We start from the raw sequence: 25,917 nt of genomic DNA on the forward strand, positions 1-25,917 counted from the left end.
GCTCCACCGTTCAGATTGCGCATTCAGGAGTAAAACCGATGATACTGCCTCGGCCTTCATTACCGACTTTGCTTTGCTTCGTCGCTGAAGATGACGTCGACGCCAGAAAAGCGATCAGCATGTTTGGACCCGCAAGACCCTCAGTCGTGAAGCCTCTATTGCGTCGTGGGCACAACCGTCCACGTAGTCTTATAGTCGACAAAAGCACGGCCACTCAGTCCGGCGTTGGACGTCGGGTAGCATCGAGCAACCGGTTTTGAAGTAAAGCATTGCGCCTTCGCGGCTGTCAGACGGCGTGGTACTAATCAGAGGCGAGCGAATGAAAATGTAACCCTATCCTTCGAAAGGGTAAGTCGCTTCACGCATAGCCTACTCATATTATTGTTAACTTCCTAATTGACATGATTATTATAAATTCAGTAAAATGAGCACTTAAGGTGCAATCAGTCGCGTCGCATGAGTGAGAGTGCTCCACCCAAGGGATGCTCCGGCGATGCTGTACTTATATTGTACGCTCTTCGCGGCCTTTCTAGGCGCCTTCCTCGGAGGATTGACCCTCTGGTTGGTCAACCGGTCGCTCGTCAGCGGCTCCTCCGGTGAGCCGGTCGACGGAATAATTCTTGGCTGGTCGAAGGATTGCGAGGAGGCTCTCGGCGAATGCCGCCGGCCAAGCCGAATGAGGGGAATGGCTCCTGAGCGGATCTGGAGTTTCCTTTCTAAGCACAAGTTCGAACGTTCTGACCGGCCGTCCTTTGACCTGCTGAAATCTTGGCCAAAGCAAGCGGAACTGCTTCACCTCGGACGTTATAGCACCTTGGCGCGGTACAAACGCTTCATCGCCAAGGGCTATGATGAACCTCCCGGCGCAGAGGACTACCAGGGTGAACGCAGGCTGACGGGCAAGGATCGCGTCAGCATTGCATTGCTGGTCGTCTTACTGATCGCCTTGATTCCCGCCTACTTCCTGATGCGAACCAACGATTGTTTTGCCTGCGAGGATCAGGCCTTCGATCCTAGCGTCGTGTTCGTGAAGCTCACGCCCACCGGCCCAGGCAAGTTCTTCATCGAGTTCAACGCCGACCAGATTTTCGAGTACAACGAGGCTGGACTCGAAGCTGTTCATCGCCGCCGGGCCGAAGCGGTAATGCGCAAGGCTTTCGGAGAATTTGACGGCGTCTCGATCGATCGGGTGGAGGGCTTCACCGATCCGATTGGCGGGCTGTGCGACAACTACCAATTGGCCAACGGGCGTGCCGACACGGTGGCTGGAGTGCTCGATGGACTTCAGGCGGACGGCATCATGTTGTCCCGCCCCGGGCAGTTTGCAGCCACCGGCGTCGGTATCGGTCCAGGCACAGAGCAGATCGACGTCGATCAGTGGAAAAGCTGTCTCGCGACGTACCAAAAGGTCACGACGACCAATAGGATTATTGGTCAAGGCGCCAGGCGCCGCCGAGTGGACATTCAGGTTCCGACCCCGCTGATTTTGGATCGTGGCGAAATCTGCACCGGGAAAACCCCAGGTCAGCTGACCGCCTATCCTGAAAGGCTTATTGCCCGCGACCCGAGGAGCGTGCGCGACAGGGACGCGGCATTGGCTCTTTCAATCCAGCAGCGCAAGCTGTTCAGCTGCCTGGCGCCCATGCGCAGGGTGTCGATAACCTTTTCAGGAACGCCGAGAAAGAAGGGCGAGCTTGGGCCGTCGCCGGATTTGCCTGCCATGGCTGACTGATGCCGCCGGCCGCAAGCACTCATCGTAGGATCGAGGGTCAATATGATTCGCGCACTGATCAAGGGTAGAATCGAATTCTCTCCGGCTGAACAGGGCGGGGATGACGTCGGGCTGCAGTTTCAAGCGCTGCTTACTATTCTAAAGGGGCGTTTCGCAGCGCCGGTTTCAACCAATCGTCCAGGCTCGTCGGGCGTACCACGGGCCTCGTACGGTCAGGCTCAACCGGAAACCGAAACCACGGTGCTACCGTTTCCCGTCGCGTTGACCTTTCAGGAACGGAAGTCGGCGTCGTCTTTGGACAAGGCGAAGAAGCAGGCGCTGCTGGTGGCCGACCGGGTCCTTGAAGCTATGGCCAAGCTGCCAGGGCCGCTCGGGATTGGAGCGGCAGCGGTCGACGCGTTCAAGGACCTGATCTCCAAGGATGAAAATGGAAATCAAGCAGGAGTCGATCATTTCCTTCAGCAGATGCGCGACGTCTTCAGGAGCCAGTCGGATAGGGGTTGGAAGCAGATTGTTGACCGAGCCCGGTCGGGGCCGAGAGAGGTCAGGAAGGCGCTCAAGAAAAAGGATTGGCAGGAATTCATCGACACTTTGCTGGGCAAGGAAGGCGACGGCGATGCAGATTCCGGCAAACTTCTCCCCGATGGCGAAGACCCTACTCGCAGCAACCAGCCTGCAGAACCGAAAGAGCCGGCTGGCGCCGATCAGCCGAAGGTTCCCGAGCAAGGCTCGGAGGACTTGGGCGTTGAGGCGGGCGCAACCACTCCAAAGCTCCAATTCGAGACAACCCAGCTGCTCGGTTGGCTCACGGAGCCTCAAGAGAAGAAGTATGAATTCATCATCGAAGGGCTAACGCGATTTGAGAAAGACAAGGTCGAGTATGGCGATCTCGCCCGTTTCGACGTGCTTGGACCGGACGGAAGTCAGCTAATCACTTGCTACCTCGACCGTCCAACCCTGCGTGATTGGCTGACCGAGGACAAGACGCAACCTGTCAAAGTGGGGGCCGGCCAGGATCTCAAGGCAGCCATTCATCGGCACGAACATCTCAGTAAGGCTGAAACCCGTGAAACGGGCCGCGGCAAACTGTGGTTTTCGGATGGGGTGCCCTTCGGATCGCGGACGATTGCAATCTACGCTCCCCCCGCGTTCGACCAAACCTTCGATGACTGTTGTCCGCCGATCGATTTTCTCGGTCAAGATCAGGACCACTGCGACGATGATGACGATATTCCAGATGTACTCATTGCGCCGCAGGCACTCGCCGTCACCCAGACCGACGAGACAGGCTCTTTTGAATTCTCTTATCCGGACAACGCCACTTTTGCGTCCGAATATGCCCTTATCAGGGTGGCAGGGATTGGCATGCCGCTCGCCGTTAAGTTGCTCACTAAGTCCGAGAGCACATTAAGGCGGTTCCCACAGCCCATTCTGCTCGAAGTAGACGCTCGCTTAAGACGGAAGAATTTTGCCGACTTCGCTGTGGAAGCGAGCGGTGACTGTAGTTGCGACGCTCTTGCCTTCCACGAGCGTGACCGCGCGATCGACGAATTCAGCTTCGACATCGTGGTCAGAACGACGGACCCGATGATTACCAGGGAGTTTCTGCAACTTCCTTCGATGTTTCCGAAGCCTGTGAAGCCGGCGGAGGGCGAGCAGGCGGCAGTTGCTGGCAACCCTGACACCGTTCCGTCGATCGAGCCAATCGATCAACTGTTTCGGGCGCCCCTTTCGAGGGTTAACCCGATCAGTTGGGACGAGACCCCGATGATCACGCAGGCAGCCACCATTTCTCACGGGCGTATACTGACGGTGAAGCAGGTATGGCGCCCCGACGGCTATTCGCTCGGGGACCTCCGCTACTCATTGCCGCTCGCTCCACTACAGCAAAAGAAAATCGCCGTGATCGACTGGGCGCGGCAGGATGATCTTCGAGCCGAGGCCGTTCAGGAAAACGTCGAACGACTGACCAATCAAGCGACCCGGGAACGGGGCATTTCCGAAATCGTCAACTCGGCGCTGAACGAAACCCTGCGCGGCAGCTCGGAGTCGCGCGGCGGCGGTGGCAGTGGCGGTTTCGGGATATCAGTCGGCCCTATTTCGCTGGGATCAAGCGGCGGATCATCGAGCGCGTCATCGACGTCGAGCCAAGACTCAACCAAGACGCTAGCCGCCAACTTCGTCAATCAGCTTCGAGATAGCACGATTCAGGCGGCCAATGCCTATCGGGCGCAGCGGGTGACGACCGTTCAGCAAGTCAGCCAAACGGAATCGTCGCGAGCTGTTTCGGAGACGGTCGCGAACCGCAATTCCTGTCATGCGATAACGGTCCAATATTTCGAGGTATTGAGGCATTTTAAAGTCGATAACGAACTGGCGTCGGTCCGAGAGTGCCTGTACGTCCCAATGCCAGTGCGGCCGTTCGACGCCGAGAAGGCGCTGCGGTGGCGCGACAGCCTGCAACGCTATGTTCCGACGCAATATCTGCGCGATGCTTTCGATGCGTGCGTGCGCCTCAAACAGGCTGAGTACCCGGCCGGAGCGAAGGGCTACGCCGACGAGAAGATTCTCAAGATCGGCGGGGAATTGGAGTTACGACTAGTCTTCGATTTTCCCCGGAATCTGGATGCCGCGACGACCTCCTCACAATTCTTCGGCTTTGCTTTCCCTGAGTTGGCTGGCGTGTTTAACGCGCTCAAGAACGAAAAGGACGAGAGCAAGCGTCATCGGCTCTACGAGTCCGACGCTGCGCCGATCATCGCTCGCAAACTGGCTGAGAGCCTGGTCTTCAGTGCCGAAGGGGCGCAGGGCCTGCTGACTCCCATCAACTTCGAACTGGGCATCGTCGCCGACTATCGGCCGGGTCAGGGCTTGCGAGTTGCGTTGCCCGAATCTCAGTCTCTTTCAGGCCTACACCGCTCTGAAGTTCGGGCGCTTAGGATTGACCTGTCAGTGGTCTTGCCAAGCCATGTCCGCGTCGAGATCTCAGAGCTGCTGATCCACGTCATAACTCGGTTCAATCGATCCTTGTTGGTGGGTGAGCTGGCCGGGCGTAGCCGCCCACGTCTACTGTCGAACGCAGTTCGCATTTCAACCCCGCTGCTGTTCGAAGAGACGCGCAATCCCAAGCTCGAAGACGAGCGGGCACAAGCTAGCCTTGTCCGTCATTTGAATGAGCACCTTGAGCTCTACCACAAGGCGATCTGGTGGCACATGGATGTGGAACGCCGGTTCAGCCTGCTAGACGGCTACGTCGCGCCCAATGCGGGCGGCCGAAGCGTCGCTTCAGTGGTGGAAAACCGCATTGTTGCGATCGTCGGCAATAGCCTAGTGATGCCGCTGGCGCCTGGACTGAAGCTCGACCGGTTCAACGACATCAGCGAAACTGCCGACCACAAGACCGCAGACAAGGAGCCTGCGGATTTGCTCAAGATTTATAAGCCTGAAATGGACAGCCCGACGGTGCACATTGCGGTACCGACCCAAGGCGTGTTTGCTGAATCCGTGATGGGCAGATGCAACAGCTGCGAACCGATCGACGATACGCGGAACTGGCATCCCGACGAGCCCACCCCGATTGACCCACTTTCGACTGGCAGCCGAGCACAGCCACAAACCCCCTTCATGCCGGCGGCGGCGCCGTCAACTGTCAGCCAGCAACCGACGGGCCTCGAACAAGCGCCATCACCCGTCGACATTGCGCAGGCAATCCTTGCGCTCGCCACGGGCAGCCCGTTCCCTGATGCTCGCGGTCTCGCGGGCACCCAGCAGAGCGCGCGCGATGCTCTCGCCCAATCGTACGCGGCCACGACCAACTTCGGCGAAATGGCAACCGAGCTCAACAAGCAGCGGACCGCCATTGCAGGCGACATTCTAAAAGCTGTCGCCAGTTACTATACGGGCGTCCCAATCGCGCCGGGTGGGGGCGGGGCATCAACCGCACCTGGGCATCGGGTCAAGGCTTCGATTCAAAGCGATGTCGCAAACGGCCGCATCACAGAGGAGGAAGGAAGGGAATCTCTAAACCGCCTCAACGGAGCGATGATCTCAGATCTTGAAACGCCTGAGGCGACGTCCCCCCTTGAAAAGCCCGAGGTCGCGTCCGCCATTCAGACGGCAGCAGCACAGGGCGCTCCATTCAGTATCTCCGATGGCCAGACGAAACTGGACATCGGCGAACGGCGGGCCGGCGGCTCGTCAGCCGGTCGATCCAATTGGCCGTGGCCGTTCCGGTTGTTCCAGCCGTCCGTGGCCGAGGCAGCGCCGGCCCGAAAGCAGCAGTTTACTGACGACGAACTGTTCAAGGGAATGTGGGCCTCTCTGGGCAACCATTACATGGATTCGGACGTCTATTCAGACAAGAAGTTCCTCAAGCAGCAGCGCGCTGGAGAAGCGCATATGAACATGTGTGCAACGAGGATCTCGCTCGCATTCCACGACGCTGGAGCAGGCGCCCTCTTCGATAACTGGAGAGACTATATCGTGCGCGACAAGCGCGGAAGGAAACTCATTGCTTCGGTTGAGCACCTCATGGAACTGCTGGAAAAGCGGCTCGGTCGACCGACGGTACTCCAACCGAAGGATGCCAGAAACTACGCCAAGAGTCCCTTGCTGGCCGGTCAGCAAGGATTGATCGCCTTTCGCAATTTCTGGCAAAGGCGCGGAGAGACCGCGTTCAACGGGGATCATATGGATCTCTGGAGGGGTGACGAAATCTCAGGCTCCGCATTGCAAAACCTAGGCAGAGCAGAAATCAGTTTCTGGCCAATTTGGATGCTCGGACAATACATTCGTTCGCGTCGCTGAACATTATGCGCCATGCTTCGCGCGGCAAGCTCGACCGCGAGCAGCGGCGAGAGGCCGCGAAGGAGGGGTGTGAGGCGGAGAAGAAGTGGCGTGAGCGCATTCGCTACCATGAGTGGCGCTACTGAGACGACTGACCGACTGCGCCGCCTTCGTTGAAGGATTGGAAGACACAAGGTTCGGCCTGAATAGTGTCTGCTTTCGAGCCTCAGCCCACAAGACCGGACTGGCTGCTTTCGGCCAGCTCGCGTCATTCCGTTGAGTCCGCTGATCGTTCCGAGTTTGTCGTGCCGTCACTGACCGGCGTTCGCTCAGCTTTGGGACGAAGCTCGCTTCGATCCGCTGCAGACATTCGGCAGCTCAGGTGCACCTCTTACCATTGTCGCCATTCGTCTGTGGCCGTGTCGGCTGTCAGATCAACAGAGGAGATGCACAGGCCGGAAAGGACGGGTGCGGCACGCCCGAGGCCGGAACTCAGGATAGCGATGCGTCCAAGGCAAGGCCGGGCCTTTCACTGTCCCACGCCAAGCCCGCAACCTTCCAGCCTGTTTCGGTTCGCACGAACAGGAATGCGTTGGCGCCTCGGGCGGGCGCGTCTCCGTCGACCTGCATCTCATAGCCGCCGATCGCCACCGCGATGTTCCCGAATAAGTGAACCACCGTGGTGAGCGGCTTTTCGCTGAACGTCGCCATCGCGCTTTCCGCGTGAAGTCGTCGCATGCGGTCCGTGAAGGAGACGATGTCGGTGGGAGCCGCCGGCCGTGCGGAGGGGACGAGAATGGCTTCGGGCAGAACCGGTTGCGCGAACCCATCCAGGTCGGGCCCCTGGTCGGGGTTCCAGCTGATGGCGTCGAACATCCGCGCCACGATCGCAATGATCTCGCTTTCATCCTGCGAATGGGTGCTGTCTGTCATGAATGGCCTTCCTGTCCCTGGTTCAAGGCTCGCATCGTTCCCACGCCCTCAGAACTGGTGGCGCAGCTGGAATCCCCAGCGTCGATCGGGAGCCGGTATGGAGTAATTGCCGAGCGGAGCCCCGCTGAAGCGCTGCGAAATATATTCGAGCACATATTCCTCATCGAGGAGGTTTTCGACATAAGCCGTCACCCTCAAGCCCCGCCAGCGGCCGGTGAGCCGGAGGTTGAGCAGGTCTATGCGCTCGCGCCGGTCGAGATTGTCGATCTCCCAGAAATAGTCGCCGCCAGAGCTGTTGAACTCGGCCCGCGCTGAGACGGAGGCATCGGCCGCGATGTCATGGCTATATTGTGCGGCGAGGCTGTAGGAGCTGTGCGCAGTCTGGGGCAGCTTGTTGCCGGTGAAGTCGCCCGCTGCGGGCAGGCCCGCAAAGACCGTCGGATCGTAGCGCTGGATCTCGCTGTCGAGGAGGCCGAGGGACGCCGATAATTCAAGACCGCGCAGCGGTCGCAGGATGGCGTCGACCTCCAAGCCCCGCACCTGCGCTGCGGGAATTGGATTGGTGATGATCTGAGCGGCCGCGAGAAGGTCGAACACATAGACCTGTCGGTCCTCGATATCGGTGACGAACGCCGCAGCAGACAGGCTGAGGCGCCGGTCGAACAAGGCGGCCTTCGCGCCGAGTTCGTAGTTCCACACCTCCTCCTTGTCGAAGCTTCGCACGATGCGGTCGTTAGGGTTGAAGCCGCCGCTGCGAAAACCCTTGCCCACGCTCACATAGAAGGTCGCGTCGTCGTTGGGATAATAGGTCAGCTGAAATTTCGGCTGAAAGGATTTGAAGGTCCGGGCAAAGGCCTCGCCGGCGACCCGGTCGAGCTGGACGCGCTCGTCCCAGTCCTGTCGTGCGGCGACCGTCGCCTCGACTTTGTGGAGGATGCGATATCCGATCTGGCCAAACAGGGCGTAGGCCTGATTGTCGTCAGTCGAGCGGGTGGCGCTGAACGGGACCGGGCCCGGAATAGGAAAGGGCACAAGGAGCCCACCGGCGCCGGGCCTCAGGAAGACGACGCTGTCGAGACTTTTGTCCGTCTCCAGATAATAGGCGCCAGCCAGCCATTTCAGGGGCCCCGATCTCGCCGACGCGAGACGAAGCTCCTGCGACCAGCTTTCCTCGCGCACCGTTTGGGTGGCGCTGAGGAGGTCAAGGGGGGTGAAGTCGAAATCCTCGTCCAGGTCAGACGAGACCTTCGAGTAAGCGGTGATGGACGTGAGCGTCGCAGCGCCAAGGTCGACATCGAGCTTGGCCGAGGCGTCATCGAGTACGCGCTCCGATCGACCCAGCCGGTCGGCCGTCACCGGAAGGACCGCGTTGATAGACGTGCCCGGCGGCACCAAGGTGTACCAGGCCGCCCCGGCTTCGGTATCCAGCCGGCTGTAGCGAAGATCGAGCTCCATGCGTTCGCTTAGCTGCGCAAGAAGGCTGGCCCGAAAATTCTGGCTGTCCTCGAAATTGGCGGGACGTTCGAGGGTTACATTGGGGATGTCCCCGTCTGAATTGCGAAGGCTGCCGGAAATCCGGAACAGGAGCCGGTCTTCTACGATCGGTCCGGAAACGGCAGCGCTCGCGGCAAACGTATCGCCGGTTTCATAGCCCACCTGTCCCCAGCCTTCGAAATCGTTGGTCGGCCTGCGGGTTACGATGTTGATCGCCCCGCCCAGCGCATTGCGCCCATAGGTCGCACCCTGGGGGCCCTTTATCACTTCGATCCGTTCGATATCGAAGAGATCCTGCGTGATCTGGCTGGCGCTGCTGAGCTGAACGCCATCGACGATGACGGCGACGGGAGGCTCGGCATTGCGGACCTGGCCGATACCCCGGATGTTGATCGCGCTCACCCCGGGCTGCTGGGCTTCGACAATCGAGAAATTGGGGACGCGCAAGGCGACGTCGTTGACGCTTTCGATCCCCGATTCCTCGATCTGCTGGCTCGTAAAGGCGGTGATCGCCTCGGGCACCTCGATCAGCCGCTCGGCGCGCTTTCGCGCGGTTACGATGATCTCGCCGACCTTCTCCGGCTGCTCGATCGAAGCCGTTGGCCCGGCGCTGCTTGTGGAGGCGTCCTGAGCATGCGCCGGTGTCGCCTGCAGCGAGGCAAGACAGAGCGCGGCCAGCGAGCCACAGCAGAACAGATCGACCTTTGCCACTTGCATTCCTCCCCCCTGATCATGACCTGCTTGAAGCCAAAGGACCCGCTGTGGACTATTTGATGAACTCCGCCGACGGGTGGGCGCGCGGATAGGCGCGCAGCAGCTTCAGATATCGGGCGAAGGTCTTGTCGCTCTTCGTCAGCGTCCCCGGTCGGAACCGGATGGTGTTCATGATGGGAAGGTCCTCGCCGACGACCCGCTTTTCGAACTCGATCACGAAATCGAGCCATTCCTCCACCTCGCGGGGAGTGCCGTCGGCTCTCTTGCCAGCCGCGACCATGAAATTCTTCGAGTGACCCGGCTTGGGAAGTCCCATGGGCACCAGGAAACCGAACCACTTCCCGTCGATGAAGGTAGATTGGTAGTATAAGGAGGTGCCGTAGACAGCGATGCTATTCTCGACATGCTCTCCGTTCACATGCGTTCCATCGAAATCATAAGCACAGGAAAAGTCGGTCCAGCGCACCGCCTCGTGCGGATCCTCCTGGTTGAAGCTCACCCCGTGGAGCGCCTTGATGTGCTGCATGTCGGGCGTGTTGCAGCACTGGACCCAGGGATCGACCGGCGACAGTCCCGGCAGCTCGATCGTCTTGAAGGCGAGCTCTTTCTCCGGAAAGGGAAAGTCCGGCAGCTCGAACAGGGGTTCCTCTCCGTTGAAGGCCCAGATGAGCCCGTAGCGCTCCTGCGACGGGAAGACATAGAGGCAGGCCGTCGGGGGCGGGGGGTCGCCGACCATCGTGGCGACGCATTTGCCGGTCAGATCATAGTCCCAATGATGGAACGCGCAGCGGATCCTGTCACCGATGACACGCCCCACCGCCAAATCGGCCCCCATATGAGGGCAATAGGCGCTGGCGACCGTCGCCTGGCCGGAGGCCCCCCGGTAGACGACGATGCGGCCGTCGAGGAAATCGAAACCCTTCACTTCTTCAGGTCCGACGTCGCTCGACAGGCAGATGGGAAACCAGGATTGCGTGAAGAGACCGTCCTCGCCTTCGGCCTTGACCGGCGGACCGGCTGCGCGCCGGACGGGATTGGAATGCGGCACGGATTGCGCGGCGCTAGCCATGGGCGTCTCCTGTTTCGACCTGAGAGCGGATGAAATCGATGAACGCGGTCTGCATGGCGGTGTAGATTTCCCGCCACTCGGCCGCGCTGATGCGGCTGGGCACGAACTCGCAGGAGAAGACGATCCGGCAGCTGCCGTCCTCTTCGGGCGAGACGGAGACTGAGCCGAGATAGTCGGCGAGCGGAAAGTCCGCGAGATTAAGGACGCGGTATCGAAAGCCATGACCTGTCGGCGAAAGGCTCTCGAGACGTTCGACGACCTTCTGGCCACCGGCAAGGGTGATGGTGCGAGTGGCGCCGGGCACCGGTGCGCGTTTATCGTAGTCCACAGCGGTGAAGAAGCCGCCGGGGAGCATCGCTTCCAGATTGTCCCAACGGAAGAACCGCCAGACCGCATCGGCAGGAGCAGCAAGCTGCGCTTCGACGCGGGCGCTCTCGGTCACGGATTGGAATCCGATCTGCCGGATCTGCGCGCGAGACAGGACACTTCTATCACCAGCCCCGGCAACACCAGAGCCGAAACCTGGACGGCGGTGGTGGCGGGGCTGGCCGGAAAAAGCGCTTCCTTTCTGACCTCGTTGGCAGCCACGAGGGCGGCCATGTCGGTCACGTGCACGGTCTCCTGGATGATATCGCCGACCGCAAATCCCGCCTCTTCAAGCAGCGCGCCCAGCTCTGAATATACGCGCCGCACCTGTACTCGCATGTCGTCGGGGTCGAGGACATTGAACGCCTGATCGACGCTCAGAATGCCGGCGACGAACAGTTCGTCTCCGCTGATGACGGCCTGCGCAAACCCAAATGCGTCTTCTGTGGCCGATCGCTTGTGGATGGGCCGATGACCGGTCATGAAAGAACCTTCGGATGAGCGAGTTTGGCCGAGTCCATAACCCAGGCTTATTTTCGACCGACGGGTCGGTCAAGTTAATCTTGTCGACCATGGATGCAGGCGGTAGAGCGGGTGCAAAGCCGGGCTTCGTCCCTCATTGCGATCGTTCGGCGACCAGACAGGTGGACCGATGCCAAGGATCGTCGATAAGAACGCGAAGCGAAGAAGCCTTATTCAGGCGGCGGCGGCGGTGTTTGCGCGAGAGGGTTTCGCGCGAACGAAAATGGCCCATATCGCTGCTGAGGCGGGCGTCGGGAAGGGCACGCTCTACGAGTATTTCGCCTCGAAGGACGAACTGTTCCTCGCCATGTGCCGCGATCTGGTGGAGTGGCCGGAGGACATCTCGCGTTTCACGGAGGAGCCTCGACAGGGCCTGCACGATCTCATCCTGGCGCTCGTCGACAGCTATGAGCGGGCCAGCGGCTTCTTCAGCATCCTGATCGACTATTGGTCCGTGATCATTCGGGAGAAGAACGAGCATGGGCAGCTCTTTCTGTCGCGGGGGGCGGATCTTTATGATCAGCCACGGGGGCTCATCGCGAGCGTGATTGTGGTTGGGCAGGCGCGGGGGGCGTTCAGGCAGGATCTTGACGCGACACGCACCGCGCAGGTCATCATCGCGGGCATCGAAGGGTTGAGAATTCAGAGGGCTCTTGATCCGGTCCATCTCGACCTCAACGAGACGGTATCGTGTCTGGCCGACGTCATGCTGGCGCGCCTGGCAGCCTCTGCCGCCTGAGACGCCGGGCTGAAGGCGACGTGTCGTTGACGCTCCGCGAAAGAGCTGCTGGAATCGTCCCATGGCAACGCCTGAGTGGCGCGTTTTGGGTTATGATTATCCAAAATCGAATATGATCAGCAGGAGCGGCTTAGTTCTCCTGCGTGTGATCGTGCCGCAGTGGTCGCAAATCCTAACATGACCCGAGCGTCGATCGGGTCATGAAGCCTATTCGTTACTGGCATGGACCGGCCTTTGCCGCGAGGTCGTGACAGGGGGCGAGACTTTCCTGCTACTAAAATAGACCCGTCCGGTGGTGGACGGGAGATACATCATCGGAGGCGGGCATCCGCCATGAAGATTGGAATGAAATATAAGGACGCCGAGCGACTGGCTCGTATGGAACGCAGCAGAAGAGCCGCGTTCGCTCTCGCGGATCTCGCAGGCTGGGACATTGACTTAGCCAGTGACATATTCTTCGCCGGTCTCGGCGAGCTGATATATGCACCGCAACCCGACACCGTGATCGTGCTCGGACCGGCCGACGGCCGCAGAGACAAGTGCGCTAGCTACATCCAGCAAACCCGTTCTAGCGTGCTGTTCATCGAACCAGGGAAGAGTCAGCTTGGAAACTCTACAATTTACATGTCGCTCGCGCGTAGTGCGAAGGGGCAGGTGCATTGGCATGATGAGCTTCGTCTCTGGAGCCTAGGTAAGGACGACGAGCTCTGGCTGTTGCCCGATCCTGAGGGATCATGCGCGGATGGTGCGACCTTTCTTTTGGGGCAGGGTCCGCTTCGGCAAACCTCCGATAGGCCTTGGAAGGATCAGCAGGAACATGGCTTTGGTTTCGGTTGCGCTGACACGCTTTTGTTCAACTCGGGCGGCTTCTGAGATGAGGCCGGGGAACAGGCGATTAGCCAAACAAGGCGGATCGTTCGGTCATGTATCCACGACGCCCAGGTCGGCCACAGAATGACTATCCGCCGAGAATGCCCAGCAGCCCATTCGCCCAGCACTCGTCTAGAGCTCCTGAGAGATGCATCTTGGCGACCGAAGCCTGAGGCGCGTCGGGCTCAGAGACTTATCGTCGACATTCTTGGGGGCGGAGAAGAGTGGGGCTGCGGTGCTATGCCCCACGCAATCAGAGGCGGTGTTTGTGCTGATCGATCGCCAACCTATGTGTTCGCCGAACCGGAGATCACGTCCGAAATTTATGCGGACGTCCTTCGGTTTGCCGGCAGCGAGCATATGGATGTCATTGCCGTGGCATACGGGGCGCGTCCAGCCGATCCCCTCCGGCTGTGGGGCGCTCTTAGGCGGAGAGGAACGACAATAAGGCTTCTCGATTATCGGCTTTGGCGGTTGGACGACCGACTTCCCGCCTTTGTCGCGGGACGGGGAGGTCCTTCAGTGATCGTCAAACAAGGCCGGCTGGTTGTGACGAGTGCTTCTCCCTGGTGCGGCATCGACGAGCGAGATCATGGATTGGAGCAGGGCGCTCGGCTCGCGCGAGCCGCCGTCTGGCCGAACCTGAGTGTCGATCGAGCTGACGGCTAAAACCAAATCTAACTTGCGCGCGCCGCAATAGGCGCAACAATCTCGTCTAATGGACTGCCGACGCCAGATGCGCTTCCCCGTTGGCGCACATACGGAGAGTGCATGTCGATCGGATCTTTCCACAGCGAAACCGGATTGCTCCTGCGCCAGCGAGGCTGGCTCATCCTGCAACGCGACGAGGGCGGACGTTGGCGTCTTGAGGTGAGCGCATCCTTTGATGATCTCCTCGGATCTCGGGTTCGGGTTGAGGGCACGCGGATCGACTTCGACATCCTTGAGGTGGCTCGTATCTCGCCGTGTTGAGTGACTGGGAAATTTGGGCTTGCGCCAACGAGACCGTTCGCCAGCATGGGGCCGCAGCGACCGTTTTTGCAGTGACAAGGGCTGACGAGCTTGAGCGGCAGGGCGACCAAGCAGGAGCTCGAACCTGGCGCTTGATAGGCGCGCGGATCAAGGAGTTGCTGGGCCCACCACCTGGGGACTTAAACTGAGGCTGGAGGCATCAGGCTGTGAGTTATGGCGACCGAGCCAGCGTTCCGCTCAACCGGCGCAGGTCACGCATCGAGAATGAAAGGGCGTGCCTTGTGGAAGAGGGCCTCCCGGGATCGCACCTCGAGCTTGGAGTAGATGCTCTTTATGTGAGAGCGCACTGTCGCGACGGTAGTCCCATGATCGTGGGAGATCTCCTCGGCCGTGCTGCCGTCCAGTAACGAGGTCAGCGTCCTGATCTCCGCACGGGTGAGGCCAAAGGCCTGATCGAGCGCGGCGCAGCGGATCTGTTCCTTCCTTCCCGCGCGACGAAACAGAAGACCGAAATAGCGTGTCCGATTAGACGCGGCGAGCTCCTGACAGCTGATGATCATATGGCCGTTCCCGTCAGCGGCCGGCACACAAAAGCAGGAGGGAGTCATGTCTGCCCCTTCCATGAACTGCTTGAATGCATCGGATTGCCCGAGCGTCTTGATGACGAGGCGACCGTTCTGGTCTGCGAAGGTTTGCGAGCTGGCGAGTTCCGCATTGGCCGCCGAGTTCGTCCAATGGAGCCGCCGAAGGTCGTCGATTATGACGCGGGGCAGGGGGTCGTTATAGGCCCACCGGAAAAGCAACATGGTAGGACTGACAGGGGCCGCGCGCTCTTCATCTGATCTTGCCATGACGCGACAACAAGCACCTTCCTCCGACAGAAACGGTCGCGTCCGCGAACCCGCGAACGGAGCAGGTCGCGCAAGGATCATCCCGCTCCCAACAACAAGCTATCGCTCCTCTCCTCCCGCTGCAAGAACGAAACAAGAACAAATTGCTGTCCTACAGGGGGCTACTTGTGGTTTGAGAGCTTCCCTGAGTCGAGAACGGAGGCACTGGTGAATGTGCGACTTTCTGGAGTTGGTGATGGCCATCGCGCCGGCGCTGCTCTTAGGATGGGCGGCGATAAGGCGAGCAGAGGCGCGCGTTATCTGGTCTAAGCGCCGCCATCCACGCGGCGGCGAAAGGGGAGGGGGCGAATGAAATTTGCTATCACATCAGCCTTGCTCGCAGGCTGTGTGTTCACGGCAGTCTATCTTTGGCCGACGGCGGGCGCGGGCCTGTCGACCGGCCGTCTCGATGGGCCCGCTGCTCGTGATCGGTTTAGCTGCACCGTCACGACGGTGCATGATGGTGATGGCCCAATCTGGTGCGCGGAAGGGCCGAAGATCAGGCTTACTGCGATAGCAGCGCGTGAACTCGACGAGACATGCAGTCCCGGACACCCCTGTCCCTCAGCGACCGGCGCCGCTGCGCAAGCGGCTCTGGAGGACTTGGCTCTTGGCCATGTTCTTCAATGCCAGAAGACTGGCACGAGCTATGGCCGGGTCACGGCCTGGTGCTGGCGAGAAGATGGGCTGGAATTGAACTGCGCGATGGTTGAGGGTGGATGGGCTCTTCGATGGGACAAGTTCGATCCCGACGACAGGATGTGCGGCTGATTGGAAGCCACGCTTGCCGGCATGAGGATCGATATCGCTCCGAGGAGCCGGTGCTGAATGCTCTCGTCTGTCGCCGCCGATCCGCATCGTCGCAGCCCTTGCTGAGGTGTGAGCAGCATCAATGGGAACAGATAGTGGGAGGAAATGATGGAGCTGCCCTCGCGCCCGGAGCTCTTAACACCGGAGCAACGACGAGAACTGACGGGACCGGCGCTGCGAACGTTCTTTCGCATAGCCGATGCCTGGTCGCTGTCGGAGGCTGAACAAGCCAAGCTCCTGGGTCTCTCGGACGCGGCAATGGTGCGTCATCGGCAGGGGAAAGGCGGGGAGGCGGAGGCTCTGGAAGCAGAGACCCTCGAGAGGATCTCCTATATTCTTGGCATCTTCAAACGCATCAACACGCTGCTGCCGAGTCCCGAGCGAGCCGACGCATGGATGCGCCGACCAAACTCGGCGCAGGTTTTCGGCGGGCGGAGCCCCATTGAGCGGCTGTCGACCGGAACTCTTGAGGACCTTCAGGCTGTCCGCCGCTACCTGGACGCAGAGGTGTGGGCATCGCCATAGGCGAGCCAGTTCGCTCATGAGCGCTTGGGCTTAGCCTTCGATGATCCTGCCATCTTCTGTGACGCTGGCGCGGGCGTCTTCTTGGACTTAACCGAGGCTTTGGCCGTCGGATCTGGAGCTTCGTGCATGCCAGCCGGGCCAGAAGCGGGTAGCCTCACCGTTTCCGCGCGCAAATGCTGGTATATCTTCACAGGCTTTAGACCATGCTTCTTAAACCCACCTAGGGCAGGCGGACCATATTTCCTCGTCAGATCGATGAGAGTTGGACCGTTCGTCAGGACGAACACGCCGGCTTTCTTTGCAAACGGGATCAACCAAGGGGGCATGGCATTAGCTCTCCGAAGGTGTTCGAAAGCAAGCTGTGGTGGCGGCTGCGCTGTCGGGATGCGCGAAAGTCGGGTCGGGGAACGAGGGTAGACTTACTATCACAGCAACAATCCCTCCTGTTTTGCTCCCTCGGCGGCGTCGAAATTCCGGAAAAGTGAGGCGATTATGCTCGCCGGAATCCGCTTCTTCTCCATCGCGACGCGGAGCTTCACCAAAAACTCCTCTTGAGCGGCGGATTCCGGCGCGATATCCTTGGGCACGACCCGAATGGACGGCTCTTCGAACACGAATGCCTTATCCAGAAGCTCATTCGCAATGCGATGGAGCTCAGCCTTCAAATCCTCTACCGGTGGCTTATCGTTGAATCGCTTCATGTAATCGGGCGAGCGCTGCTTCCAACGCGGCAGGAACTCGGTCACCATGGTGTTGGCGAACTTGGATTTCACCTTTTCCAGGCTGGCATTCACAGCGGCGCGATAGGTACGCAGGTTGGTTTCGAACCGCTCCACCTCGGCATCAAATTTGGCGCGCTCCGATCGGAGTATGACTCGCCCGTACTTGGGAACCTCAAAGGTGTAGCTCTGCTCAATGCGCTCTCGTTCTTGGCTCAGCCATTTCTCGCTCACCTTCCGTTTTTTCATGCTCCCGTCCTCGTCGAGGATGTCGATCGTGAAGGGGCCTAGGGCATCCGCCGGCGGTCGTATGCCGCTAGAAATTCGGTCCTTCAGGTTCTTATCGGCCACGTTGAGAAGTTCCGGCGGTAGGGCCACGCGCCGGCTGCTGAAACGGCAATTTTGAACTTTGAGTTCTATATATTGGAGCTGGGAACTGAATACGCGCACGGAACGCACGATGTCGAACTTTTGAGGTGGGTTGGCCTTGAGATCGCTGGTGATCGCCGTGGCGGCCTCGGGTGTTAAGGCCGCCAGACCGACTTCTTGATCACCAGTCTTCTCGGCGGGGCCGGCACCCGCTGCTACAGCGAGCTTCTCACTGGCGCTGCCGCTTATCATCACCGCATTCGGCTTCTCGTCGCTTGTAGAGCCGGCCTCGATCAGTTGGGGGACGGGCGAATAGAGCAATGTCGCGGTGTCCGCGATGAGCAGCCCGATCCGAATGCCAGGCTGGATTTGGAGGGGGAACAGGTGCTTCGCAGCCGCCGTGCGTAACAATTCGAGAGCACTGGGGCTGCCATAGCCGAGCCGATAAACCTCAGGATCGGCATCCAAGATGATGGTGATATCCAAACGCCCAACCTCGGGCAGACGGGCGGCTAGGGCTTTGGCAACGGGTTCGGTGACGGCGGGTGCTAGAAACACGAGGCGGTCACGTGCGCCTTCGATCAATCGTGCAAGCCGGTCGTCTGACGCAACAACGAAGGTTTGCGCGGTTCTCGTATTCACTTGACCCTCCTTACGCGAAACCGACGCACCCCCACGCGGCTGCAAACTAGATTAGAATTGTGAGAGGATAGGCAACAACCCCAGATTTAATGCGCGTGATGGCGGAGGGGTGACGGACCGGCACCCTATTGGGGCGCACCTGAAGGCCTCTAGCTGCGCATAGAGGCCGCTAGGTGACAAGGAGGGAACACTGCGCGACTTGGAACCTGCATTGGTGGTACCATCCTCATCAGCCGAGCTGAGGCTAAATGTCAGGTCTCCTCAGCCAACCCGAACCTATCCAAATCCTTGGGAAGGACCATGGCAGATGGCAGGTTCGAAGTGGCAGATGAAAGTTCGATCGTCACTCCGTTCGAACCGTTTTCACTGTAGTATATCTCAATCCCTCGCCCGTCATCGCTCTCTAAAAATACACCGTGGTTTTCTACTCGGAATGAACGGATGAAAGCGTCTCGCATCGCCCAGAGCATTCGCTGCTCATTCAAGCTGCGGTCGCTATCGTGCTCATACTCAACCTCGAGGAACCAGGATCGGCTGTCGACCTCGTGAGCATATGTGAATCTGGCTGCTTCGCACGCGGTGATCTTCCACCGCACTTCCTCGTCAACATAGCTGCCGGTAACCACGATCGGGCCGTGACCGTCGAAGCATACATCTGAAATTGTAGTGCCGTGCAATTCTTCCAAAATCACCTTGAGCTCCTAGTCTGGAATTGGATCGCCTTAGATCAGGGTCGCTGGCTAGGGCTTGAGGAACTACTGCTACGATTTGGTTAGCGTGCGCCAAATTCGAGCAGCGAACTGCGCTCGTTTTCCAATAGTTTAGGCAGCTGAACGGCAGAAGGTAGGAGGGCAGGGGACTGCAACCCTTGAGCCACCCGCGTCCACTGCTGAGCCACTTTCGTAGCGCGTCAGCGGAAGAAGCTGCCGTTAGCGGAAGCTCAAGCGCACCAGGGCGGCCCCTCCAGACGCGCCGGTTCCCTCAAGTGGCAACTCGGTCGCCGAAAGCGGAGATGGCAGAAGGAGGGGCTGTGAACAGCCAGGGGGGGAGGGTGGCTCCGCCAGAAAGATGAAAACCTGTCGCGATCATGAGGGTCGAGCCGGCGCGACTGACAAGAAGAATGCACTATGGCCATTAACAATTCAGCCATCGCCGACCGAGCGTCATCCACTAACATCCTGCGAAACTCCTCGACACCTAGTGGGTCGGAGCAAAGGAGAGCATCGCCACTCCGGTCAATTCCGGTCCCCACTCCGCGACCTCTCATCCTTCGCCGGATGCAAGAGGTAGCACGTCTCATCGGTGGGCCGGCCGAGACGCTTGCCGTCGGAAAGGACGTAGAGGCGGAGAACACGCTCCACCTCCAAATGGCGAATCTCATCATCATGGGCACCGCCTGCTCACGCCCGCTCCTGCAGGACGAAGCGACGGATTTGAGCAAGGTCATCAGTTACGGGATGCTTATCGTCCGTCTCGAGCTCGATCCTGCAATCCCCGAAGGAGTGACCTTCGACTATCTCGGGGGTCGCCGAGAGGAATGGATCGATCGAGCGCTCATGTGGCAGGACCCGACCCGCCATGGGCTTTGGCTTGTGCCATCAGCAGGTGAGGGACGTTCAGTCCGCCTTTCTGCTTTAAGTCGCGAGGTAGTCAGCCGTGCGCCCTTTTACAGTCTTGAGGAGCGCACAGCCGGCCTCGAGCGGGCGGCGAGTTCCATGCGCGCTCTGAGGGAACCTCGCTAATGGCTAAGGCCTCTAGATCACCGAAGACCAAGGCTGCCAAGGCGCAGTCCAGCACGCCGGCGAAGGCCAGGGCTCAAGCTCAGTTAAGGTCGGACAACCCGATGGACTGGCTCTTTGACAATCCGTTGGGACCCTATCCGAATTTCGTGTTCGGGATCCTCAAGCAATCTTATCAAGGCTTTTCAAACACCGCCGTTGAGTTTGGAGGGCGCAAGCTCAGGCCTGTAGAGGGGCATACGACCGACGCGCCTCCAGATCGCCCCCCAATAACTGCATACCGCCACGGCACAGTCTTGCCCGAGGATGCTCCCGATGCCTTCGACGACATCGAGCTCTTGCTAAAGGCGTTTGATCTTGCTGCTTGCCCGCATGCTCCTGCCCTGTTGGCCTACGTAACGTTGAGCTTCCCAGATGCACGGCGGTTGCACCATTGCTGGGAGGAGGCGAGGGCCTTCAGCGTCCAGGCTTTCGCGCGAAGGCGGCAACTTCCAGTGGGGTTAATCCAGCATTGTCCCGGGGAGGCCGGGTCTGACAATCCAGTCCACGTCCATTTGTTGGTAGGCCCTCGCCGCCTCGATGGCATCGGTTTCCGGGGTTATGTGACCGACATACTCATGGATGAGGGCCAGGAGGTGCTGCACGGTGAATGGCTGAACTTCAGGAAAGCTTGGAATGAGAAGACCTAAGCATTATCGGGAGGAAGGATCTGCCGCTGGCGTAGCATCGGACTCAACCGTCGCTCTATGTTCTCGCCCACATTCGAGGCGGGTTTAAGCCCGGAGATGAATGGGCGGCCCGCTTTGTACAGTAGGTGAGAAATGTTCTGCCATCGGAGCGTTACCGAAGCAGCCGTGCGATTCCGCAGGACGCCCTCGCGAAGCTGCCTAATCCTCGCGGCTTTGTTATAGGGAATGCCTCTAGCCTCGCACGTCAGCATTTCCGCGTAGCTCTCTACGGCCGCCCACAATTCAGCATCAGTCCACCCGGTCCCAGCCTCGCCGACCCGTTCGCCGTGGCTTCCACGCCGAACGCTGGCTGAGCTAAACGGCGGCTCTTCGAGACGAGCCAAAATCGCGAGGATCACGTCAAGGTAAGCTGCGACGTGGGTTTTGTCGGTGGCCGCTCGAAGATCAGCGGGAACGAGCCTTGCATACTCTTCTCTGCTGCTCACACCCTCCTCGAGCAGCGACTGCATCATAGCGCGTCGAAGTATCCCCATCGTCGGCGACACTAGGGGGAAAGAGGGCTTCATCTCCTCGTCGCGTAGCCGAATTAGGATCTGGCGGGCTTCATCCGCAGTCACCTGGCTAGTCGGGACGAAAGCCGTCGCTCGTTCACGTGCAGCATTGATCGGATCGAGTGAAGATTCCTCCGTGTTTTTTGATTCTTCGAGTGGCTCGGTAGGCTCCACCGACGCCGGCGCCTCGCCATGGGGCAATTCCGAAATGATAACCTCAGCGATGCCAGAAGCCGCCTCAGCGGCAGTGACTACATTCCGCGCTGCTGGGCTTTGATCCTCATCGGTCGGTCGCGGCAGCGAGACGTCGGCTGGAGAAGGTTCAAACTGAGCTGATGGCTCTTTGCTGCGCAGGGCATCTCTCTGTTGTTGGCTTAGCCGGATCCAGACTGGGCCGGACTTGCCCGAGGATACTGCTACAGGAGAGGCGAACCATTCCACCTGATCAAACTGCCAATCACTTCCTCCATCATCGTCTTCCGCAGATGCATCAGATAGCGTTGCAGCGCCGATTATCGCGCAGGTGCTCTGACTGAAGAGGGCGATCCGCATGCGCAGCCGTGTCGCCGTGCGGCGACGCAGGCGAATGCTATCGTCTACCTGAAGCTGGTTGATCTCGCCGTCGTCGAGGATCAGGGCGTGCGAGATAGAGCTAGTGTTTATCATAGTCCCCCCAGCCAGCTTATGTCGCCAGCTTGTGCAGCTTTGTCAGACACTAAGATGTCCCACATCGCTGCGCCATTCTCCGTCTTGCGTTTATAGTATATTCGCCCGTCCCGGGCACGGCCCGTGCTGAAGTGTATCTCCAGCCATCCATCAGCTGTATGCACTCGCTTACCGCGCAGAGACGTCGGATTCTCACTTAGCATACGCAACTTTGTGTAAAGATCGCGGCGATCGTCTACCTCCGTGACAATGAACTCGCATGAGCCACGCAGTAGGCGAATGTCGGGAAGCAACACACGTATCGTCGTCTCCAGCTCATCAAGGCTTCGCTGGCGACCTCTTCGCCCGCCCGCTGGCGACGGGGGAGGCGTAAGTGCAAGTTCCTCCAGCCGGGCCTGAAGCTCTCGTCTCTCCGCCTCCGCTCTCTGAAAGGCCTCATCAGAGACGGTCCACTTGCCCAGCGCATCTTCTCGTTCGGTCTCGAGTTTTCGAATGATCTCTCTGAGCTGGGCCTCTTCGGGCGTAGGGCGTTTTGTCGCCGACTTCGAGGCGTTCATGCTCGCACGGAGGAAAGCGAGCTCCGTCTCGAGGATCCGCTCCCGCTCCTTGGCTCTGCGGCCGATCTCAAGGATGGCAGCAGCCTGCGCATCAGCACGCGTGAACGCCTCTGATAGCTGGCGTTCAGCGTGGGCTTGGCGACGTAGCAAGGCATCTAGCAGCCGCTGCGCGCGGTTCAATTGATCCTGCAGAGTTGCGTCCGACTGGTTCTTGTTCGCCTCGTCTTCGAGCGGCGCTAGGATCTGGTCTAGCTCCCACGAGCTGGGGGCATCTTCCTTGCCAACCGGCATTCGAATGAACCAGTCGAACAGTCTTCCGGAGTGACCCTCACGGAACGAGGGGCCCCAGTGTTCGACCGTAATACTGGCAGCGTGCAGCGCGGCAAGCGCCCGTTCCAGGTAGTCAGCGCTGCCATTGAGAAAGAGATATGAGCGGGAGGCGAGGTTCTCCAGGTGCCAACTTGCCGATCGAGAAGACGCAACCTCCGGTGGTTCTAGACAGATCGGAGCGTCGGACGGGTAGCACCATTGGGCATCCAAGCTGATGCCGTTGGTGTCCGAGAGTGGATAAACCAGCCCCATGTACTCGGCACCGACGCGTCCGTCAGGGAGGCGTCGCAGCAAGCGCGTAACGGTGTCGATCAATGTGCCGTTCCGCTCGACTCTGATTTGGACGGGCTTCAGCTCCGTTGTCCTATTCCAACACCGATCACCAAACCCTCTTAACACTTTGACATATCAACGGTAGCTAGGAGTGCCTCGGGGGAGGAGCATCCATGTTAGAATCGCTGTCGGTCGTGATGTGGCCGATCGAGACAGGAATCAAAGGCGTCTTCGGATTTCCGCTAACGCCGTTGATCCTTTGTGGCTTTATCGTCTTTTACGCATGGAGATCCTACAAGGAAGCCTCCGTCCGACTGTCGCAGTTCGAGAGCTCACTTGGGCAACTTGCATCGGCACTGTCGACTTCGAATGATGCGCAGCAGTTTGCAGCCTCTGTAGAGGAGGTGAACGAAAGATTCGCAGACGATCCGTTCGTCGGTGACGCTTGGGCAGCGTACTCAGCTGAGCTCTATGTCGATGAACGCACAGGCTCCCTAAGAAGCCCTCTTCATCCCTCAGACTACTTCAACGAACGACTTTATAGACGCGGAAAGGTAAATCTGCGGGCATTCGAAGCAACACCCAACATCCTGGTCGGTATCGGACTGTTCTTCACGTTCTTGGGGTTGGTTGCCGCTCTGCTAATCGCACGCGACGGCATAACCGCTGATCTGAACGAATCCAAAGAGGCTCTTCGGCAGCTGCTCGGCGCTTCAGCGGTGAAGTTTCTAACGTCCGTGGCGGCCTTGGCATGCTCACTCTGCTTCGCGAGAGCGATGAATGGCAGGATGGCCGTGGCCGAGGGTATGTTGGAGGACATCAACCACTGCCTCGAGCGGCGGGTGCGGTTCGTCACGGCAGAGCGATTGGCGGAAGCTGCAAACTACCAGCTCGAGCAACAGACAACGCAGCTGGAACGCTTCAATCAGGACTTCGCCGTCAGCATCGCGGAGGCCTTAGACGCGCGAATTCAAAAGACGTTTAGCAACGCCCTGACCCCAGTTCAGCAATCAATCGAGGGCATGGCTGAGCGCCTCGGAGATATCAATCAGGATGCGCTAGAGAAGATGGTAGACCGCTTCTCATCTGAGCTTAGTGGTGCTGCGCAGGAGCACACCACACGTCTCGCTCAGATGCTGGAGGTGGCCGCGAATGCGATCGGAGAAATTCCCTCCAAGATCGAGGCCGCTGGCGAGCAATTCGTCCGGCAAATGGACGCGGGCGCCACGGAAGTCAGGAACGGATTTGCGGCGGCCGGCGAGAACATGGACGAAATTATCCAGAGAACCAGCGAAAAGGTAGCTGCCTCACTAAAGTCCGTGGCGAGTGAAATTGAGGGAACCGGCGCAGTTGTGCGTGACCAGGTCGTGAGCGGCGTGACCGCCTCGACCGAAGCATTGGGCAGTGCTGCGGCTACAGTACGCGACACGATGACCGGTGGTGTAGCCGAGCTCTCGAATGCGATGTTGGCGGCCGTCGACAACATTGACGAAGCAGTCAGCCGGGCCGGTGAGAAGCTCAGTGACTCTTTGGAGGGTGCCGCTGGGCGCGTCGAAGCTAGTGCCGAGGCACTTAAAATAGTGTCCGACAGGAGCAGCGCCCTCGCGGAGCAGTTCGAGCAGGCGCTCGCTAGTGGACGGGAACTCGCCGGGGCTATGTCTGTCCTGACGACGGAAGTAGCCAGCGCCGGCGAAGCGGCTGAAACGCTTGGTCGCCTGACCGAACAAATGACGTCGGTTGCTGAGAAACTTGAGGTCGCGGCGATGAGCGTGACCGAAGCCGCCCGTCAGACCAGCGATATGAGTGATCGCACGGGGAGCTTCTTGGAAGGGCTCGGAACGCGGGTTGAGAACATCAACCGAGATCTGGCAACGCTCAACAATGCGCTGGCCTCGACCATGGAAAAAACATTCCAAGGCTTGGGGCAGTTTGGCGAGCGGACAACTCAGTTCGTTAAGTCGGTCGATAAGGATCTGGCCGAGGCAGTGGGGCGGCTCAGCGGCGCGATTCAGCAGCTTGATGAGGTTCTGAATGAGCTTCCGAGAAAGGGCGATTTCAAGACCTTCAACGACAGTGTGCTGAGGCTGGCTGCGACTCCCGCTACCATCGCTGCCGAGTGACTTAGCCGATGGCACGAAGACTGAAGCCACGAACCAGCCAGGCGAAGGCCGAGGATAGCTATTTCGTATCCCTCAACGACCTTCTCATCGGCATGCTGTTCGTGTTCATCATCCTGCTGATGATCTTCGCGCTCACGTACCAGAGCGCGGAAGCGCAGCTGAATGCGGAGGTGGCGCGCCTTCAAGACGAGTTGGAGGGTCGTGAAAAGGTCCGATCGGATTTTCTGCTTCGGCTGGAGGGCGAGCTTAAGGCAGCGGACCTCGATGACGTTGCTGCCGATCCCGAACAAGGTGTCTTGCATCTACCGGAATCAGCGCTCTTTGCTTCTGGCTCCGCTGACCTAGGGGCGCGCGGCCAAGCTGCTCTGCGGCGCCTCGCGAACATCTTGGCTCGGGAGCTCCCCTGCTATGGCCTCCGCAATCAGCAGATCACGGACCGCTGCCCCGAGGGCGCGGAATCAATCCTAGAGGCCGTCTATGTCGAAGGTCACACGGACAACGTCCCCATCGCCACCGCCGAGTTTCGCAACAATTGGGAACTTTCGTCGGCGAGGGCTATCCGAACATACCAATTCATGACGGGAGCGGCCCCAGGACTCGAAGCGGTGCAGAACGCCTCCGGCTCCGCGACGCTGTTCGGAGTGAGCGCCTACGCGGATCGTCGGCCGAGGTCGCCAAATTCTAATGCGACCGAGCAGGGGCGAAGATCCAATCGCCGTATCGATCTACGATTCTTGTTGTCTCCTCCGACACGAAGAGACTTCGAGCGGGCCGCCTCCGGAATAAGACGAGCCGCTGCTCAGTGATATCCCTTCGGTTCACCAAGGCCGTCGAGGGGCTA

The 25,917-nt window shown here is 59.5% G+C and carries 20 protein-coding genes; 10 read left to right on the forward strand and 10 right to left on the reverse strand.

Going from position 1 to position 25,917, the window contains the following annotated elements; translation table 11 throughout:
- The first annotated feature begins 493 nt into the window (after window positions 1-493).
- Together DF286_RS11910 and DF286_RS15305 are read left to right on the forward strand one after the other, a co-directional pair.
- Window positions 494-1,732 (forward strand): OmpA family protein, encoded by a 1,239-nt coding sequence (locus DF286_RS11910; protein WP_109271634.1) that lies wholly within the window; start codon window positions 494-496, stop codon window positions 1,730-1,732.
- A gap of 42 nt (window positions 1,733-1,774) precedes the next feature.
- On the forward strand, window positions 1,775-6,538 hold the full coding sequence (locus tag DF286_RS15305) for a T6SS effector amidase Tae4 family protein (protein ID WP_146193614.1): 4,764 nt from the start codon (window positions 1,775-1,777) through the stop codon (window positions 6,536-6,538).
- A 471-nt stretch (window positions 6,539-7,009) separates the two neighbouring features.
- Here the strand turns inward: DF286_RS15305 and DF286_RS11920 are convergent, their stop codons facing one another.
- The 5 genes from DF286_RS11920 to DF286_RS11940 are packed head-to-tail and all read right to left on the reverse strand — an operon-like array spanning window position 7,010 to window position 11,576.
- Entirely contained in the window at window positions 7,010-7,450 is a 441-nt protein-coding gene (locus DF286_RS11920; RefSeq protein ID WP_109271635.1) for a DUF4440 domain-containing protein, read from the reverse strand.
- 48 nt (window positions 7,451-7,498) lie between these two features.
- Window positions 7,499-9,661, reverse strand: a complete 2,163-nt coding sequence (locus DF286_RS11925; RefSeq protein ID WP_109271636.1) for a TonB-dependent receptor — start codon at window positions 9,659-9,661, stop codon at window positions 7,499-7,501.
- A 49-nt stretch (window positions 9,662-9,710) separates the two neighbouring features.
- Entirely contained in the window at window positions 9,711-10,727 is a 1,017-nt protein-coding gene (locus DF286_RS11930) for a Rieske 2Fe-2S domain-containing protein (RefSeq protein ID WP_109271637.1), read from the reverse strand.
- Window positions 10,720-11,169, reverse strand: a complete 450-nt coding sequence (locus tag DF286_RS11935) for an SRPBCC family protein (RefSeq protein WP_158274684.1) — start codon at window positions 11,167-11,169, stop codon at window positions 10,720-10,722. Before DF286_RS11935 ends, DF286_RS11930 begins: the two co-directional genes overlap by 8 nt.
- Window positions 11,166-11,576: a RidA family protein gene (locus tag DF286_RS11940; protein WP_109271639.1), complete on the reverse strand. Its 411-nt coding sequence runs from the start codon at window positions 11,574-11,576 to the stop codon at window positions 11,166-11,168. The genes DF286_RS11935 and DF286_RS11940 overlap by 4 nt, the downstream gene beginning before the upstream one ends.
- Before the next feature lie 136 nt (window positions 11,577-11,712).
- Here DF286_RS11940 and DF286_RS11945 point away from each other — a divergent pair, with 136 nt between their 5' ends.
- The 4 genes from DF286_RS11945 (at window position 11,713) to DF286_RS15580 (ending at window position 14,384) form a co-directional block, all read left to right on the forward strand.
- Complete coding sequence (locus tag DF286_RS11945; protein WP_146193615.1) at window positions 11,713-12,354, forward strand: TetR/AcrR family transcriptional regulator; 642 nt, start codon at window positions 11,713-11,715, stop codon at window positions 12,352-12,354.
- Window positions 12,355-12,699: 345 nt separating this feature from the next.
- Window positions 12,700-13,227, forward strand: a complete 528-nt coding sequence (locus DF286_RS11950; RefSeq protein WP_109271641.1) for a hypothetical protein — start codon at window positions 12,700-12,702, stop codon at window positions 13,225-13,227.
- 768 nt (window positions 13,228-13,995) lie between these two features.
- A complete protein-coding gene (locus tag DF286_RS11955; RefSeq protein ID WP_109271642.1) occupies window positions 13,996-14,196 on the forward strand; it encodes a DUF5818 domain-containing protein in 201 nt (66 codons plus the stop codon).
- Entirely contained in the window at window positions 14,190-14,384 is a 195-nt protein-coding gene (locus tag DF286_RS15580; RefSeq protein ID WP_109271643.1) for a DUF6961 family protein, read from the forward strand. The genes DF286_RS11955 and DF286_RS15580 overlap by 7 nt, the downstream gene beginning before the upstream one ends.
- A 63-nt stretch (window positions 14,385-14,447) precedes the next feature.
- Here DF286_RS15580 and DF286_RS11965 read toward each other — a convergent pair whose 3' ends face one another.
- Window positions 14,448-15,128, reverse strand: a complete 681-nt coding sequence (locus DF286_RS11965; RefSeq protein ID WP_109271644.1) for a helix-turn-helix transcriptional regulator — start codon at window positions 15,126-15,128, stop codon at window positions 14,448-14,450.
- Window positions 15,129-16,001: 873 nt separating this feature from the next.
- Between DF286_RS11965 and DF286_RS11975 the strand changes: the two genes are divergently transcribed.
- The gene (locus DF286_RS11975; protein ID WP_109271645.1) at window positions 16,002-16,421 is read left to right on the forward strand and encodes an MbcA/ParS/Xre antitoxin family protein; all 420 of its coding nucleotides are present in this window, start codon (window positions 16,002-16,004) and stop codon (window positions 16,419-16,421) included.
- Between the two features lie 425 nt (window positions 16,422-16,846).
- Here DF286_RS11975 and DF286_RS11980 read toward each other — a convergent pair whose 3' ends face one another.
- Window positions 16,847-18,151, reverse strand: coding sequence for a VOC family protein (locus DF286_RS11980; protein WP_109271646.1), 1,305 nt, complete (start codon window positions 18,149-18,151; stop codon window positions 16,847-16,849).
- 251 nt (window positions 18,152-18,402) lie between these two features.
- The gene (locus DF286_RS11985; RefSeq protein WP_109271647.1) at window positions 18,403-18,843 is read right to left on the reverse strand and encodes a hypothetical protein; all 441 of its coding nucleotides are present in this window, start codon (window positions 18,841-18,843) and stop codon (window positions 18,403-18,405) included.
- A 1,049-nt stretch (window positions 18,844-19,892) separates the two neighbouring features.
- Between DF286_RS11985 and DF286_RS11995 the strand changes: the two genes are divergently transcribed.
- Entirely contained in the window at window positions 19,893-20,579 is a 687-nt protein-coding gene (locus tag DF286_RS11995) for a hypothetical protein (RefSeq protein ID WP_109271649.1), read from the forward strand.
- Here DF286_RS11995 and DF286_RS12000 read toward each other — a convergent pair.
- A complete protein-coding gene (locus DF286_RS12000) occupies window positions 20,576-21,796 on the reverse strand; it encodes a hypothetical protein (RefSeq protein WP_109271650.1) in 1,221 nt (406 codons plus the stop codon). The two genes, DF286_RS11995 and DF286_RS12000, sit on opposite strands and share 4 nt — an antisense overlap.
- Window positions 21,793-22,998, reverse strand: a complete 1,206-nt coding sequence (locus tag DF286_RS12005; protein ID WP_109271651.1) for a hypothetical protein — start codon at window positions 22,996-22,998, stop codon at window positions 21,793-21,795. The genes DF286_RS12000 and DF286_RS12005 overlap by 4 nt, the downstream gene beginning before the upstream one ends.
- A gap of 131 nt (window positions 22,999-23,129) precedes the next feature.
- Between DF286_RS12005 and zorA the strand changes: the two genes are divergently transcribed.
- A complete protein-coding gene (gene zorA, locus DF286_RS12010) occupies window positions 23,130-25,076 on the forward strand; it encodes an anti-phage ZorAB system protein ZorA (RefSeq protein WP_109271652.1) in 1,947 nt (648 codons plus the stop codon).
- 8 nt (window positions 25,077-25,084) lie between these two features.
- Window positions 25,085-25,882 carry an OmpA/MotB family protein gene (locus DF286_RS12015; RefSeq protein ID WP_109271653.1) on the forward strand — a complete coding sequence of 266 codons (798 nt, stop codon included), beginning with the start codon at window positions 25,085-25,087 and terminating at the stop codon, window positions 25,880-25,882.
- Window positions 25,883-25,917 lie beyond the last annotated feature (35 nt).

It is taken from the genome of Sphingosinicella humi (genome assembly GCF_003129465.1).
GTDB classification, from domain to species: domain Bacteria; phylum Pseudomonadota; class Alphaproteobacteria; order Sphingomonadales; family Sphingomonadaceae; genus Allosphingosinicella; species Allosphingosinicella humi.

Bases quoted from the DNA above. Each gene is read 5' to 3' on its own strand.
- DF286_RS11910 (WP_109271634.1), top strand. From the start codon at position 494: ATGCTGTACTTATATTGTACGCTCTTCGCGGCCTTTCTAGGCGCCTTC.
- DF286_RS15305 (WP_146193614.1), top strand. From the start codon at position 1,775: ATGATTCGCGCACTGATCAAGGGTAGAATCGAATTCTCTCCGGCTGAA.
- DF286_RS11920 (WP_109271635.1), bottom strand. From the start codon at position 7,450: ATGACAGACAGCACCCATTCGCAGGATGAAAGCGAGATCATTGCGATC.
- DF286_RS11925 (WP_109271636.1), bottom strand. From the start codon at position 9,661: ATGCAAGTGGCAAAGGTCGATCTGTTCTGCTGTGGCTCGCTGGCCGCG.
- DF286_RS11930 (WP_109271637.1), bottom strand. From the start codon at position 10,727: ATGGCTAGCGCCGCGCAATCCGTGCCGCATTCCAATCCCGTCCGGCGC.
- DF286_RS11940 (WP_109271639.1), bottom strand. From the start codon at position 11,576: ATGACCGGTCATCGGCCCATCCACAAGCGATCGGCCACAGAAGACGCA.
- DF286_RS11950 (WP_109271641.1), top strand. From the start codon at position 12,700: ATGAAATATAAGGACGCCGAGCGACTGGCTCGTATGGAACGCAGCAGA.
- DF286_RS11955 (WP_109271642.1), top strand. From the start codon at position 13,996: ATGTCGATCGGATCTTTCCACAGCGAAACCGGATTGCTCCTGCGCCAG.
- DF286_RS11965 (WP_109271644.1), bottom strand. From the start codon at position 15,128: ATGATCCTTGCGCGACCTGCTCCGTTCGCGGGTTCGCGGACGCGACCG.
- DF286_RS11975 (WP_109271645.1), top strand. From the start codon at position 16,002: ATGATGGAGCTGCCCTCGCGCCCGGAGCTCTTAACACCGGAGCAACGA.
- DF286_RS11995 (WP_109271649.1), top strand. From the start codon at position 19,893: ATGGCTAAGGCCTCTAGATCACCGAAGACCAAGGCTGCCAAGGCGCAG.
- DF286_RS12000 (WP_109271650.1), bottom strand. From the start codon at position 21,796: ATGATAAACACTAGCTCTATCTCGCACGCCCTGATCCTCGACGACGGC.
- zorA (WP_109271652.1), top strand. From the start codon at position 23,130: ATGTTAGAATCGCTGTCGGTCGTGATGTGGCCGATCGAGACAGGAATC.
- DF286_RS12015 (WP_109271653.1), top strand. From the start codon at position 25,085: ATGGCACGAAGACTGAAGCCACGAACCAGCCAGGCGAAGGCCGAGGAT.